11 protein-coding genes and 1 tRNA gene are annotated in these 15,227 nt (G+C 62.1%); 9 read left to right on the top strand and 3 right to left on the bottom strand.

Annotated elements, in window-relative coordinates:
- Positions 1-57: 57 nt before the first annotated feature.
- From DN611_RS00405 to DN611_RS00385, 5 genes are all read left to right on the top strand, one after another.
- Positions 58-897, top strand: a complete 840-nt coding sequence (locus DN611_RS00405) for a carbohydrate ABC transporter permease (protein ID WP_119310392.1) — start codon at positions 58-60, stop codon at positions 895-897.
- Positions 898-961: 64 nt separating this feature from the next.
- Complete coding sequence (locus DN611_RS00400) at positions 962-2,221, top strand: extracellular solute-binding protein (RefSeq protein ID WP_021750985.1); 1,260 nt, start codon at positions 962-964, stop codon at positions 2,219-2,221.
- Between the two features lie 125 nt (positions 2,222-2,346).
- Positions 2,347-3,243, top strand: coding sequence for a carbohydrate ABC transporter permease (locus tag DN611_RS00395; RefSeq protein WP_021750986.1), 897 nt, complete (start codon positions 2,347-2,349; stop codon positions 3,241-3,243).
- A gap of 6 nt (positions 3,244-3,249) precedes the next feature.
- Complete coding sequence (locus DN611_RS00390) at positions 3,250-4,242, top strand: ComEC/Rec2 family competence protein (protein WP_119310391.1); 993 nt, start codon at positions 3,250-3,252, stop codon at positions 4,240-4,242.
- A gap of 189 nt (positions 4,243-4,431) precedes the next feature.
- A complete protein-coding gene (locus tag DN611_RS00385; RefSeq protein ID WP_021750988.1) occupies positions 4,432-5,616 on the top strand; it encodes an ABC transporter ATP-binding protein in 1,185 nt (394 codons plus the stop codon).
- A 613-nt stretch (positions 5,617-6,229) separates the two neighbouring features.
- Here the strand turns inward: DN611_RS00385 and DN611_RS00380 are convergent.
- Positions 6,230-6,312: transfer RNA gene (locus DN611_RS00380), tRNA-Leu, on the bottom strand.
- 116 nt (positions 6,313-6,428) lie between these two features.
- On the opposite strand from DN611_RS00380, the gene DN611_RS00375 reads away from it, so the two are divergent.
- The 3 genes from DN611_RS00375 (at position 6,429) to DN611_RS00365 (ending at position 11,018) form a co-directional block, all read left to right on the top strand.
- Positions 6,429-7,277: a pyridoxamine kinase gene (locus DN611_RS00375; RefSeq protein WP_119311866.1), complete on the top strand. Its 849-nt coding sequence runs from the start codon at positions 6,429-6,431 to the stop codon at positions 7,275-7,277.
- The gene (locus tag DN611_RS00370) at positions 7,274-8,458 is read left to right on the top strand and encodes an MFS transporter (protein WP_119310390.1); all 1,185 of its coding nucleotides are present in this window, start codon (positions 7,274-7,276) and stop codon (positions 8,456-8,458) included. Before DN611_RS00375 ends, DN611_RS00370 begins: the two co-directional genes overlap by 4 nt.
- A gap of 484 nt (positions 8,459-8,942) precedes the next feature.
- A complete protein-coding gene (locus tag DN611_RS00365; RefSeq protein ID WP_119310389.1) occupies positions 8,943-11,018 on the top strand; it encodes a serine hydrolase domain-containing protein in 2,076 nt (691 codons plus the stop codon).
- A 50-nt stretch (positions 11,019-11,068) separates the two neighbouring features.
- Here DN611_RS00365 and DN611_RS00360 read toward each other — a convergent pair whose 3' ends face one another.
- Positions 11,069-12,085 (bottom strand): LacI family DNA-binding transcriptional regulator, encoded by a 1,017-nt coding sequence (locus DN611_RS00360; protein WP_021750995.1) that lies wholly within the window; start codon positions 12,083-12,085, stop codon positions 11,069-11,071.
- A gap of 300 nt (positions 12,086-12,385) precedes the next feature.
- On the opposite strand from DN611_RS00360, the gene gap reads away from it, so the two are divergent.
- Positions 12,386-13,399: a type I glyceraldehyde-3-phosphate dehydrogenase gene (gene gap, locus DN611_RS00355; RefSeq protein ID WP_021750997.1), complete on the top strand. Its 1,014-nt coding sequence runs from the start codon at positions 12,386-12,388 to the stop codon at positions 13,397-13,399.
- Between the two features lie 802 nt (positions 13,400-14,201).
- Here the strand turns inward: gap and fliB are convergent.
- Positions 14,202-15,224 carry a flagellin lysine-N-methylase gene (gene fliB, locus DN611_RS00350; RefSeq protein WP_119310388.1) on the bottom strand — a complete coding sequence of 341 codons (1,023 nt, stop codon included), beginning with the start codon at positions 15,222-15,224 and terminating at the stop codon, positions 14,202-14,204.
- Positions 15,225-15,227 lie beyond the last annotated feature (3 nt).

Below are 15,227 nucleotides of genomic sequence, written 5' to 3'. Positions count from 1 at the left end.
AATGCCGCGGGTGCGCGGCGGGAATTTTGCCATGCGCAAAAACGAGGAGGAGAGGATATGAAAGCGAGAAAAAGAGCCGGGACAGTGGGAAAAGTCCTGGGCTGCGCCCTGCTGTTGGTGATCGCCCTGTTTCCCATCTATTGGCTGGTGGCCATGGCCATCCGCCCTACATCGGAGATGCAGGGGCATATCTCCCTGATCCCGCAGTCCCTCACCATTGAGCATTTTATCAGCCTGTTTGTCAGCAAGGGCTTCGGCCAAGCCGCCATCAACAGCCTGCAGACCACGCTGAGCTCCCTGGTGCTGTCGCTGATCGTGGGAGTCTGCGCCGCCTATATCCTGGCCCGGCGGAGATTCCGCTTCGGGCTGAAGCGGCCAATGACCTATTGGGTGCTGCTGGTCCGCGTGCTGCCTCCGGTGGCCTTCACCATCCCCCTGTACACCATGTTCAGCAAGATCGGCCTGTTGAACACCAAGATCCCGGTGACGCTGGCCTGCGTGCTCATCAACGTGCCGCTGATTATCTGGTTCCTCATCAGCTTTTTCCAGGACCTGCCGGAGGAGGTGGAGGAGAGCGCCAAGGTGGACGGCGCCACAGAGTGGCAGCTCTTCCGCAAGATCGTCCTGCCCCTGGTGGCGCCGGGTATCGCCGCGGTAGCCATGCTGTCCTTCATGTACGCCTGGAATGAGTACACCTACACGGTCATCTTTACCCGCAGCCCCAGCAACTACACCGTGCCCCTGGCGCTGTCGGTGCTGAACACGGAGGACAACCTGACCAACTTTGGCCTGGTGGCCGCAGGCGGCGTGGTGTCTGTCATCCCCATCACCCTGTTTGTGATCTTTGCGCAGAACTACTTGATCTCCGGATTGTCAAGCGGTGCTGTCAAAGAGTAACAAAATACATCGCACTTCCGATCCCTGACACAACATCAAGCGGAAAAGAGTAGGAGGAAACGAAATGAAAAAACTGCTTACCCTGGTCCTGGCGCTGGCCATGACGCTGTCTCTGGCGGCCTGCGGCGGCGGTGGAGAGGACACGGCCGATGAAGGCAGCGAGGGCAGCACTTCCGGCGAGCCCACCAAGATGACCCTGATCCTGCGGGGCGGCGCCTACGGCGAGTCCCTGGAGGCCAGCCTGGCCCCCTTTGAAGCGGAGCACAACGTGGACATCGAAGTGATGCTCATGTCCTTCGACGACCTGCACACCGGCATCGCCCTGGATGCCGTCAACGAAGTTGGCACCTACGACCTGTGCATGGTGGACGGCTCCTGGATGGCCGAGTTCACTGAGAACGGCGTACTGGCCAACCTCAGCGAGATGGGATACAGCTTTGACGACGACATCATTCCCGCCACCACCACCATCTGCAAGGTGGGCGAGGACATCTACCTGGCTCCCTACTACGGCAACGTGACGGTCATGATGTACAACAAGCAGCTGCTGGCGGACGCCGGCTACGCCCCCGAGGATATCGACTCCTTCGCGGATCTGATGGACATCGCCCAGAAGACCAAGGCGGCCGACTCCAACAAGAACGGTTTCCTGATCCGCGGCGGCAGCGCCGACAACATCCTGTCCGACTTCCTGCCCCACCTGGTTGTCCACGGCGGCTGGGTCGTGGATGAGAACAACAACCCCACCGTTGACACTCCCGAGTTCAAGGCCGCCATGCAGGAGTACCTGGACCTGTACGCCCTGGGCAGCACCCTGGACAAGGACGACATCGTGGCTTCCGTGACCTCCGGCGAGACCGCCCTGGCCCAGATCTGGCCCGGCTGGTACACCCCCACTGCTGACGGTCCTGCCAACTACACCACCATCCCCACCAAGCTGACCGACGACTCCGCGCCTGTGGACGCCGTGGCCCTGCAGGGCGTGTGGTGCATCGGCATCCCCGACAACGCCCCCCACAAGGACCTGGCCCTGGAGCTGCTGGAGTACGTCATGAGCCCCGAGGTGCAGCTGGCCTCCATTGAGAACAACGGCGTGCCCTGCCGGTACAGCTGCCTGACCGATTCCACCGTGCTGGAGACCTATCCCCACCTGCAGACCGTCTGCGGCGCTCTGGAGACCGGCGTGTACCGCCCTGTGATCGAGGAGTGGACGGAGTTCACCAACATCCTGGGCACCGAGATGGACAACATCATCCAGGGCACCAAGACCATGGACGAGGCGCTGGCCTACGCCCAGGAGCAGCTGGAGCAGCTGATGGCCTGAACCCAGCCTCTCTAAAACAGAAATGACACGGCCGGCCGGGGCGCCGTCTGGCGCCCCGGCCGTTGTTCCAAAAGCCCCGGAGCCGGGCCCTGGGGCCACACCTCTCGAGTTTGTGAGGCCAATGTATGAAGAGAAACGAGATTGCAAAACTGAATAGCGCCCAGGCGGCCACAAACCGGTTCGGGATCGGAATGCTCACGCCCACCCTGATAGTCCTGCTGGTCATGACGGCCTATCCCCTGATTTTCACATTTGTATACAGCTTTACCGACTACAACTACCTGAAGGGCACGGAGAACGCCTCTTTTGTGCTGTTCGATAACTACGTCTCCCTCTTTAAAAACGGATATTTTCAGCAGGCGGTGTGGAACACCATCAAGTTCACTATCCTGGCGGTGGTACTGGAGATGGCCCTCGGCCTTCTGATCGCAGTATTTGTCAACTCCCTCAAGCGAGGGCAGAAGATTATGCGGACGCTGCTGCTCCTGCCCTATCTGCTGCCCGCCGTCACGGTGGCCCTCAGCTGGCGGATGATGCTCTCCGCCAACTACGGCATCATCAACCAGTTCCTGAAGGGACTGGGCCTGCCGGTGTTCAACTGGTTCATGGACACAAAAACGGCCTTCGGCACGATCCTGCTGATCGACGTGTGGCAGAACGTCCCCTTTGTGTTTCTGCTGCTGTACGCCTCCCTCCAGTCCGTGTCGGAGAACCAGTATGAGGCCGCCCGCATCGACGGCGCCGGCTTCTTCCAGCAGTTCTGGTACATCACCCTGCCCAACATCAAGGGCAGCCTGGCCCTGTGCGCCCTGCTGCGGACCATCGACACCTTCCGCCTGTTCGAGAAGGTGAACGTCCTCACCGGCGGTGGCCCGGCGGGCACCACCACGACCATCACCCAGTTCTTGTATACATACGGTATCAAGTCTCTGGACTTCGGCTTCGGCAGCGCCGGCGCCATCGTGATGACATTGCTGGTGCTGATCCTGTCCAGCTTCTACATCAAGCGGGCCATGGGTTGAGCGCCTATGGAAGAACTGAAGCTGACATTCGTCAACGTGGGCTATGGGGAGGCCGCCCTGCTGGAATGTCCCGACCCGGCCTTCCCCGGCGGCACCTTTGTCATGGTGATCGACGGCGGCAGCGCCGAAGCAGAAGAGTACCGGGACAGCGCCACCGGCCGTATCCCCTTGGACCAGTACCTCTCCCTGCGGGGCGTGGACCACATCGACCTGATGGCAGCCACCCATGTCCATGAGGACCACCTGTGCGGCCTGCTGCCCGCGGCGGAGAAGCTGCCTCCCGCGGCCCTCTGGCAGACGCTGCCCCCGGAGTTTTGCCGCTCCATGCGGACGCTGGACATTCCGGCGGAGGGCCTGACGCCCTCCCGGAGCAAGTTTCTCCGGGCCCTGAACGACTACCGCCGCCTCTGCCTGGGGCAGAGCTGCCCGCGCCACCGGCCTCTGGCCGGAATGGAGCTCCGGCTGTGCCGGGATCTCTTGGTTCGGGTGCTGGGCCCCTCCCGTGCACAGGCGGAGAAGCTGGCGTCCTCGTGCCGGGCACTGTATGAGGAGGCGGACCCGTCCGCTTTCTGGCAGCGCCTGGACCAGCTGGACGCGGCCATGAACAATTACAGCCTGATCCTCCTGCTGGAGTACCGGGGGACCCGGATCCTACTCCCCGGCGACACCAACTACATGGGCTATGGAGGGCTGGACCCCGCCTCCCTGCGGGCCGACCTCTTCAAGGTGGGCCACCACGGCCAGCGGGACGGTATTTCTGCAGAACAGATCCAGGCCATCGCTCCCCGGGCGGTGGTGTGCTGCGCATCCAGCGACCGCCGCTACAACAGCGCCGATCCGGCCATCCTGCAGATGATGGCGGACAGCGGCGCACGGCTGTACTTTTCCGACTGCCCGCCCGGTCCGGACGGCGCAGTCCCGCCCCCCCATCAGGCCCTGACGTTCACAGTAGGCGCCGGCGGCGCAATGGAGGGCACATACCTGTCCATCCCGGATTGAGTCCCCGGTCAAATACGACATATCCGTCCGCTCCGGCACTCCACATTCTGCCGGGAGCGGGACGAAAAAAGGAGGAGAACCCCGCCTGGCTCGCGGTGCGGCAGTGTGGAGACCTGCCACAGAGGCGGACCGGCCCCGGCCGGCCGTGAGGGAACAGCTGCGGAGGCGCTGTTTCCAGAGCCTGATATCATGGCAGAAGTTATTCTGAAAAACATCAAGAAGGTCTATCCCCACCAGGAACCCGCCAAGAAGAAAAAGGGCTCTGAGGAGAAGAAGACGAACCTCCAGATTACGGATGAGGGCGTGCTGGCAGTGCAGGAGTTCAGCCTGAACATTGCGGACAAGGAGTTCATCGTGCTGGTAGGTCCCTCCGGCTGCGGCAAGTCCACTACCCTGCGGATGGTCGCCGGCCTGGAGGAGATCAGCGGCGGCGAACTGTATATCGACGGCAAGCTGATGAACGATGTGGCACCCAAGGACCGGGATATCGCCATGGTGTTCCAGAACTACGCTCTGTACCCCCACATGACTGTGCGGGAGAACATGGCCTTCCCCCTGAAGCTGAAGAAGTACCCCAAGGAGGAGATCCGCAAGCGGGTGGATCAGGCGGCGGAGGTTCTGGGCATCACGGAGTATCTGGACCGCAAGCCCAAGGCCCTCTCCGGCGGCCAGCGCCAGCGGGTGGCCATTGGCCGGGCCATCGTGCGGGAGCCCAAGGTCCTGCTGATGGACGAGCCGCTCTCCAACCTGGACGCCAAGCTGCGCAACCAGATGCGGGCGGAGATCATCAAGCTGCGCCAGCGGATCGACACCACGTTCATCTACGTGACCCACGACCAGACAGAGGCCATGACACTGGGCGACCGGATCGTCATCATGAAGGACGGCGTCATCCAGCAGATCGGCACGCCCCAGGAGGTGTTCGACCATCCCACGAACCTGTTCGTGGCGGGCTTTATCGGCACGCCCCAGATGAACTTCTTTGATGCGGAGCTGGTGAAGGAAGACGGCCGCTATGCGGTGGTTCTGGAGAACGCCCGGGTGGAACTCTCCGAAGCCAAGCAGGCGAACCTGGCCCGGAAGCAGGTCCAGCCCGGCCCCATCACGCTGGGCGTCCGGCCGGAGCACATCTCCCTGGCCGGGGATGCGTCCCAGGCGGTGCGGGGCACTGTGGACGTGGCGGAGATGATGGGCTCTGCGGTCCATCTCCACGTGGACGCCTGCGGGCGGGACACCATCGTCATCCTCCAGACCATGGATCTCCAGGGGGCGGGGCATCCGATTCCCGCCACCGGCAGCGCCCTGCCGTTCACCTTCGGCGGGAACGTGGCCCATGTCTTCGACCGGGAGACCGGCCGGAATTTGGAGGTCTGATCCGCCGCCCTGCCGTGCCGGATGCACCACGGTCAAACTCTGCTGTAAAAGGAGACGCGCTTTTCAGCGCGTCTCCTTTTTTTAGTTTCAATCAGGGCGCGGCCAGCGGCACGGCAGTGGCTGCGGGACCGTGGAAGCACAGAAGGGGACCGGCCGTTTGGAGCCGTTCTCTGGCCGCCGAACGTCAAAAAACGGCGGCCTCTGGATATCGTTCTTTTTGGGCGGGAACGGTTCGGTCAAAATCCACATTTTCAGCACCGCCCTTCCAGTCGGCACGGGCGGCGGGCAGGTGTTTTCCCGGAAAGCGGATGCCTAGCGCAATGCAAATTCATTCACCCGCGTATTTTAGAGCATCGGAGGGCGGAGCCATCCCTCCGGACAGCGAAACCCGTCAAAAGGGACATCCCAAAAAGATGCCCCTTTTGATGGCAGGGCCGGTTGGAGTCGATATTGCCTCGTGAGTAAGATAAAATCGCCGCAAAGCAGCAGACCCAAACCGAAGCCCAGTGAAGTTGGTTCAGTTTGAAATCGAGAAGCAGCAGAACGAGCGCACGATAAGCTCTGCAATGAAATGAAAAAGCTCACCGCAAGCGATATAACGCTTGCGGCGAGCTGGTGCGGGTAACAGGACTTGAACCTGCACGGTTGCCCAATGGAACCTAAATCCATCGTGTCTGCCAATTCCACCATACCCGCAGAGATGATGCCGGGATAGTTGCAGTATATCACATCTCTTCCTCTTGAACAATAGGAAAATCTACGATACAATGAAATGCAGTCTGTTCAAAACCATTGAAAAGAGGAAGCGTACCATGATGACCCCACGCGTTGCTGCCATTCATGACATGTCCGGCTTCGGCCGGTGTTCTCTCACTGTGGCCATTCCTATTCTCTCCGCCATGGGGGTCCAGTGCTGCCCCCTGCCCACGGCATTTCTCTCCACCCATACCGGCGGGTTCGAGGGGTTCACCTTTCTGGACATGACCGACGAAATGTCCAAGGTGGCGGACCACTGGGCCAGCTTGGGCCTGACATTCCAGGCTGTATACAGCGGCTTCCTGGGCAGTGAGCGGCAGATCGGCGTGGTGGAGGACTTTATCTGCCGGTTCCGGGGACCGGACACCGTGGTGGTGGTGGACCCGGTGATGGGGGACTACGGCCGGGTCTACCAGACCTACACCGCCGCCATGTGCAGCGGCATGGCCCGGCTGGCGGAGCTGGCGGACGTCATCACCCCCAACCTGACGGAGGCAGCTCTGCTGCTGGGCCAGCCCTATGAGACGCTGCCCGCCGGCGAGGCGGGCCTCCGGGAGATCACGGAGCGGCTGAGCCTGGGAGGGCGGCGGTCTGTGGTGCTGACGGGCGCCTCTCTGGCCCCCGGCCGGACCGGCGCCGTCTGCTTCGACGCCCGCACCGGGAAGACGGAGGCCGTTCAGACCGCCTATGTGGCCCATGAGTTCCACGGCACCGGGGACGTGTTCTCCAGCGTCCTCACCGGGGCCCTGGTGCGGGGGGAGTCCCTCTCCTCCGCCGCCGGAGAGGCGGCGGCGTTCGTCCGTGCCTGCGCGGAGCGGACCGCGGCGGAAGACCTGCCTATGCGGGAGGGCGTAGATTTTGAACCCCTGCTGGGTCTGCTGATTCCCGGAAAGGAGACCGTATGACCGAATTCCCCTCTCTGCGGCGGCTGAACGTATCCTATACGCTGGTCCACGTGGTCTACTGGGCCATGTTTGCCATCTTCGCGGGCTACCAGACCTCTCTGCTGCTGGGGCGGGGCTTTACCAGCGGGGAGGCGGGGATCTTTGCCTCCATTCGCTGCTTTGCCGGCATTTTGGCTCAGCCGTTGCTGGGAGGCTGGGCGGACCGCCACCCGGAGGTGCCGATCAAACGCCTGCTGAACGCCTGTCTGGTGCTGGCCCTGGGGGTGAATGTGGTATTCTACACCACCCGCCCCGGCTTCTGGGGCACCGCCCTGATCTTCCTGACCCTGGGCATTCTGGAGCTGAACGCCTATCCTCTGCTGGACTCCATGGCGGTACAGTTCATCGCCGCCGGGGTGGACATGTCGTACAGCCTCAGCCGTGGGCTGGGGTCTCTGTCCTATGCCCTGGCCTGCGTTGCGTGCGGCCAGCAGGCGGTGCGCTTCGGAACAGAAAGCCTGCTGCTGACCCACATGGCGCTGCTGGTGCTGATGATCGCGGTGGTGGCCCTGTACCCTGCCTTTCCCAAAGATGCCTTGCAGGCCCAGGGCGGGGGAGAGCGGCCCCACTCCATATTGTACATTCTGAAAAGCAGCCGCCCCTTCACCCTGACGCTGGTGAGCCTGTTCTTCACCCTGGCGGCCATTATGCCCATCGTCAGCTTCATGGTGAACCTCGTCTCAGACCGGGGCGGCGACGAGGGGCACCTGGGTCTGGCACTGTTTCTGATGGGGGCGTCGGAGCTGCCCGCGGCGCTGCTGTTCACGCCGCTGTTCCGCCGCTTCGGCGCGGCGGGGACCCTGCGGATGTCCATCTGCTTCATGGCGGTGAAGCCCCTGCTGTTCCTGCTGGCCCCCGGCCTCTCCGGACTCCTGCTGGTGCAGCCCGTCCAGCTGCTGGGGTACGGGCTGTTCACCCCCGCCTCGGTCTACTACGCCAACGCAAACGTCTTCCCGGTGGACCAGGTGAAGGGCCAGTCCATTATGATGATCGCCTCCAACGGCCTGGGGGCCATGTTCGGCAACTTCCTGGCGGGGTACGCCATCGACTGGGGCGGCGCCGACGCCATGCTGGGGATGTGCCTGGTCTTTGGCGTCATCGGCGTGCTGTTCATGCTGGCGGCAGGGCGGAGCAAGACATAAAAAGAGCGGCACGGCGGTTGCCGTGCCGTTTTCTATATGGCGAGAAACTCTGGAAAGCCCTTGATTTTCCATTCTCCATCGGTTAAACTGAATGCGGAAGCATAAATTGCGGCAGGGCATAGCGGGCGGCCACCCGCTATGTCCCTGTGATGAGTGTCATGACCACTCAACACAACAGTCATCTGACTGCACCGTATTTCCCATTATACCGGCGGGGTGCGCTTTTTTCAAGTGCGAACCGGGGAGTGGGCGTTGTGTTGCGCTTTGATCCAGAAGATCAGGCGGTGTTGAGTCCTGCGCTCAACACCGCCTTTGTGTTTCCGGCAGACACCGGGGACGGGTATCCGTCCCCGGGAACGTCTGTTGGACCGGATCTTTCCGGATTTTTTACTTGACCTTCCCCTGGGGGGAAGGTGTATCCTGGCACTGTCATCTCGCCGGAGCGTCCGGCACAAACGCCCTGTGGGGCGGGAAAGGAACTGTTATGAACGTACTTCACACTCGCTGGAGAGCCCTGGTTCTGGCCCTCCTCCTGGCCGTGAGCCTGGCGGTCCCCGCCGCGGCGGCGGAAACCGAGACCGCCGCGGAGGACCTGCAAACCCTGGCGGACACCGCTGCCTCTTACGCCGCCCAGTACGGCGGCGCGCAAAGCCTGCAATACGCGCTGTGGCAGGATGGGGAGATCGTTCTCACCGGCCAGACCGGCACCTTCTCCCGGTCCGAAAATCGCCTGATGACCGGGGACGAGCTGTACGGCATCGGATCCGTCAGCAAGATCTACACCACCGTGGCGGTGATGCAGCTGGCGGAGGACGGCAAGGTGTCTCTGGACGCCCCGGTGACCCAGTATCTGCCGGACTTCAAAATGGCGGACGAGCGTTACAAGGACATCACCGTTCGGATGCTGCTGAACCACTCCTCCGGCATCCTGGGCACCGGCCTCTCTGACGCCATGCTGTTCGGCGAGGCCAGCACACGCGCCCATGACACCCTGCTGGAGAAGCTCTCCACCCAGCGGCTGGCGGCGGACCCCGGCGCCTTCAGCGTCTACTGCAACGACGGCTTCTCCCTGGCGGAGCTGGTGGTGGAGGCCATCACTGACATGGACTTCATGGACTATGTGGACGAACATATCCTGGCCCCTCTGGACCTGGACCGCACCTTTGCTCCCGGCGGGGACTTTGACGCCAACGATTTGGCCCCCATCTACCGGGGCACCGACCCCCGCGCCCTGCCCCAGGATGCCCTGAACGCCATCGGTGCCGGAGGCATCTATGCCACGGCTTCCGATCTGGCGTCCTTCGGCGGCGCCCTGACCGGCACGGAGCTGCTGCGCCAGTCCTCTCTGGACGCCATGGCCTATCCGGAGTACAGCCGGGGCCTGTGGCCCGAAAGCGGAGAGCCGGACTCCCTGGCCTACGGCCTGGGCTGGGACAACATGGAGTGGTATCCCTTCTGCCAAAGCGACATCCAGGCCCTGGTGAAAGGCGGTGACACCCTGTACTACCACGCCGGCCTGGTGGTCCTGCCGGAGTATGACATGGCCGCGGCTGTGGTCAGCTCCGGCGGCGTGTCCACCTATGACCAGCTGGCCGCCAATCAGATCCTCATCGCCGCTCTGGCGGAGGAGGGCGTCACCGTGGACCAGACTGTAAAGGCCCTGCCCGCGGCGGAGTCCGCCGCCATGCCCGCGGAACAGCTGGAAAACGCCGGGTACTACGGCTCCACCTCCGCCCAGTATCAGGTGGATATCCAGGCCGACGGCACTTTGACCATGTCCTACCTGAACTATCCCACCTCGATCCCCGCCCAGACCTTCACCTATTGCAGCGACGGCTCCTTCCGGGATTCCACCGGGTTGTCCTACATCTCCTTTGTGAAAGAGCGCAACGGCCAGACCTATCTGTACCAGCAGGCCGTCTCCCCTCTGCCGGGCCTGGGGGCGCTGCCCATCGCCAACTACGCCGCCGTGAAGCTGCCGGAGAACGATCTCTCTCCTGAGGTAGCCGCCGCCTGGGACAGCATCGCCACCTTGGGTATCCTGCCCATGAACGAGCCATACAACTCCCAGACCTTCCTGGCGCTGGCGGACGCCGCCGCGGTCGCGGAGGTTCCGGAAACGATCCCCGGCTATATCGGCGCCGCCCGGATCGCGGACGAGACCACCGCCCGCTCTGAGATCCAGGTGCCCGGCGTGGGCAGCCGGGACGGCGTGGACTACCAGCTGGAGGAGCGGGACGGCGTCCTCTGGATCAACGCCAAGGGCAGCCTCTACATGGACGCGGCCGCAGCGCCCACGCTGTTCACTGGCTCCGGCGCCTCCTACACCACCATTCAGGCGGATGGCTATGCCCGCTGGTATCAGGTCGGCGATGCCGCCGGCAAGACCATGACCGTGCAGGTGCCGGAGAATTCCGGTTTCTGGGTGTATGACGGAAACGGCCAGGTGACTGCCTCCTCCGTCCTGTGGGGCGACACCACCGTCACCTTGCCGGAGGATGGAACGATTGTCTTTGCCGGTGATCCCGGCGCCCGCTTCCACCTGCGCTTCCAGGGATAACGTCTCCAGGACATGAAAAACGCGCCGCTTCTGCGGCGCGTTTTTTCAGTTCAGCGGTCCGAATGAGACCAGGCCCGAGGCTGGTTGTAGGGGCGGTACGTGGATGTGAGCACATTTTCAAAGATCGGCGCGTCGGGCACCTCCACCCGTCTGAGGATCTGCTCGCCCGCAGCCTGCCCCAGGTCCTCCACCGGCTGGATGATGGAGTCCATCTGATTGGCGTACAGGGCGTACACATCGGAGTCATAGTCCACAAAGCTCACCAGGTCGATGTCCTGGGCCAGCTGGATGCCCTTCTGGTGGAGATAGATGATGGTCTCCGAGGCCATCAGCCCCTGACAGACGATGATGGCGTCGCACTTGCGCTCCAGCAGCTGGTCCAGACAGGCGCAGGCGCTGTTCTCCAGGGAGTCGCCATATTGGATTAAATGCTCATCCTCCGGCAGGCCACAGTCCGCCACAGCCTGCCGATAGGCGGAGATCCGCTCCTGCGTGCTGGAGAGGCGGGGGAGGCCGCCGATGATGCCGATCCGCTGGTCGCCCTTTCCCGCCAGCCGGCATACACTGCGGTAGATGGGCTGGAAGTTGGACACGCAGACGGAGGAGTACTTCTTTGTCTCAAAGATCCGGTCCACCAGCACCACCGGAAATCCTGCGGGGATCAGGGCGTCGAACCGCTGGAAATCGTCCATGGTGCTGGCCACCAGCAGCCCGTCCACCAGTCCCGCCGTCAGCAGGCGGATATTGGTCTCCTCCCGGTCCATATTCTCCCGGGTATTGGCGATGATGAGCTGGTAGCCGTTGGCGGAGAGATATTTTTCCACAGACTCAATCATGGTTGCGAAGAATTTATTGGCGATATCGGGCACAATAAAGCCGATGATCTTTTTCTTTCCCGTGCGGAAACTGCGGGCGGAAGCGTCCGGTGTGTATCCCAGCTCCTCGATGGCCCGGTAGACCTTCTCCTTCGTCTCGTTGGACACATACCGGGTATTGTTGATGGTGTGGGACACGGTGGCGGTGGACACTCCCGCCAGCTTCGCCACATCGCTGATGGTCACCTTCATGGGACAGCCTCCTTGCGCAATGGTTTATTGGTTTACGCAAATAATTAGCCACTTCAGTATAGGACAGCTTTCCCTCCGCGTCAAGCCCCTTTTCCCCCTGTTTCGTGTAAAAATTGTGAAATATGCCCTTTTTCTTATGGATTATCCACAACCTGCCGCAGAAAATGTTATCTGAATTGACAGTTGCAAAAAGGTCGACCGTATGATAATATACTTGTGCGATTATTAGAAAACGTTTACGCAAACGTTTTGACGGCGCGCCGCCGGTGCGTCTGATTTTGTGAAAGGAGTCTTTCCGATATGAAAACCAAGATTGGCATCAATGGCTTCGGCCGCATTGGCCGCCTCGTCTTCCGCGCCGCCCTGACTCATGACGATGTAGAGGTCGTCGGCCTGAACGATCCCTTCATGAACCCCGAGTATATGGCCTACATGCTGAAGTATGACAGCGTGCATGGCAAGTTCCCCGGCGAGGTCTCCGCCGAGGACGGCGCCCTGGTGGTCAACGGCAAGAAGTATCCTGTCTTTACCGCTATGGAGGTCAAGGACATTCCCTGGGCTTCCGTGGGTGCGGAGTATATTTGCGAGTGCACCGGCAAGCACCTGACCAAGGAGCTGTGCCAGGGTCACATTGACGCTGGCGCCAAGCACGTGGTCATGGGCGCCCCTTCCAAGGACGATACGCCCATGTTCGTCATGGGCGTCAACAACAGCAAGTACACCTCTGATATGACGTTCGTATCCAACGCCTCCTGCACCACCAACTGCCTGGCCCCCATCGCCAAGGTGCTGAATGACAAGTTCGGCATCGTGGAGGGCCTGATGACCACCGTCCACTCCGTCACCCCCACCCAGAAGCTGCTGGACGGCGCCTCCCTGAAGGACTGGCGCGGCGGCCGTGCCGCCACCGGCAACATCATCCCCTCCTCCACCGGCGCCGCCAAGGCCGTGGGCAAGGTCATCCCCGAGCTGAACGGCAAGCTGACCGGCATGTCCATGCGCGTCCCCACTCTGGACGTCTCCGTGGTGGACCTGACCGCCAAGCTGGCGAAGCCCGCCTCCTATGAGGAGATCTGCAAGGCCATGAAGGAGGCCTCTGAGGGTGAGCTGAAGGGCGTGCTGGGCTACACCGACGAGCCCGTTGTGTCCTCCGACTTCCTGGGCGATTCCCGCACCTCTATCTTCGATGCGGATGCCGGCATCGCTCTGACCGACACCTTCGTGAAGGTCGTCTCCTGGTACGACAATGAGTGCGGCTATTCCAACAAGATGGTGGAGCTGATTCGCTATATGTCCTCTGTGGACCACAAGTAAGATCGACGCAGAAGCTCCCGGGCCATTTGGCCCGGGAGCTTTTTTCACATTCCGCAGAGGAAAGGGCCCGCAGCACGCGGCAGGGGAGGGGCCGCCCGGTGTTCTGCCGCTTTCCCAGCCCTTCAGGGCAGAAAAATTCATGCGGTGTGAACGCACATAAGAATGGGGCGCTCCGCCAGATCCCGGCAGCTTTATGCATCCGGCCCACGGGCCGGACCGGGTCACCGTACCGCCGGAGACGGCACACAGTCTGTTTCGGTGCTTCTGCGCAGCAAAAAAGCGCCCTCCGGCGCCCCAACAGGCTTTCAGCTTCCGCATCCCTGCTTTTTGCCGGATGCCCTCTATACAGCACAACCCCCCGCTCGCTCCAACGACGAACGGGGGGCCTACTTCTGGATCGGAGTTTCCAATATGCATTACCTCTTGCTTTCTTGAGATACCGTCCGGATGCTGGGGAAACAGGGGAACTCAGGGGTTTGCCAATCCATAAAACATCGGTACACGCAGACGTCTGCTCTGGTTGCTACCAAAACTCGATTCTCGTGTGGCTCATCATCGTGAGGTGTGTTTCGTCTTTGGGTTCTTCCGGAGTTTCGCGTTTTGAGGAATTCCTCGATTCCGAACGGTGCAGGGATGATTGGGAATCTCTGAGCTAACTAGCCCATGGGACTCACTCCTTTCCTGTGTCTATAATGTACAATAGATTTCTTTTACTGTCAAGTGCTTTTGTGTATTTTTACACTTTCCATAAATCGAAATCAATTACCGTGAGCAAAATGCACAAAGGTGCGGGCAAAGCCGCTCAACTCCGCAGCTGGCACAAAAACGCCCCGGGGGAGAGAGCTGCATCCCGAAGGAACGCCAGGCGCAGCGCCTCCAGGTTCTCTTCACTGTGCTCCACTTCACAGCAAAGGCGGCGGACAGCCTCCCAAAGGCCACATACTGCCGTCAGGCGCTGTGCCGTCAGGACCATCAGCACGCAGAACTGCGCCTGCCCCAGCAGGTCGCCGTCGTTGACCGCCTTCAGGAGATACCGGAATGCAAAGTATGTGCCCAGCCGCTCCAGCAGCGTCTCCGGCACGGCGACGGGCGGCGCCTCCTCCGCCCTGCGCAGGAGCTCCCGCCAGTCCCCGTCCAGGGCCTCCAGCTTGGACAGCACCCGCAGGGCGTGTGGAAACAGGCCAGGCCCGGGCGGTACCGCCGTCTCCTGCTTCTTCCAGTCCGCTGCCAGAGCCGCAAGGTCCTCTGTCCGGTCCTCATCCAGCAGGATTTGCGCCTCCGCAGCCAGGAGCAAAAATGCCTCCAGCCGCTCCTGCAGGGGACGAGGCCGATCCGCCAGCTCCCGAAGCATCCGCTCCCGCAGGGGCAGGAGCCCGCAGAGCCACGGGTCTCCCGGTTCCTCCGGCTCCGCCGTCTCCCGTTCCAGGAAGGACAGCGGGTCGGTGGAGCCAAGCAGCAGGTCACAGGCTGCCGGGCAGGAGGCACAGAGGCTGACCTCCCGAAAGGGGCCGTACTCCTCAATGAACCGGGGGTGGGTCCGGCAGGTCAGGGACGTGGCCTCGGCTCCCAATATCCGGTGGATCTCGCACAGATTCTCCCGGTTCAGAAAGGGGCACCGGCCGCCCCGGAGGGGGAAGCAGAAATCCCCCTCCTCGTCCGTCTGGAGCGCCTCCCGCAGCCGCTCCCCCAGGGAGCCGGGGGTCTCCTGATAGCGGCGGGCGGTCTCCTCGTCCACCACCACCTCCCACTTTTCGCAGCAGGTGTGGGGGCAGGCCCCCGCCAGACAGTGAAACGCCTCATAATAATCCGGCACTCGGGTCAGCATGGC

Source organism: Oscillibacter sp. PEA192 (assembly GCF_003574015.1).
Lineage (GTDB): Bacteria > Bacillota > Clostridia > Oscillospirales > Oscillospiraceae > Oscillibacter > Oscillibacter welbionis.
This window is presented reverse-complemented; position numbering and strand designations above follow the sequence as displayed.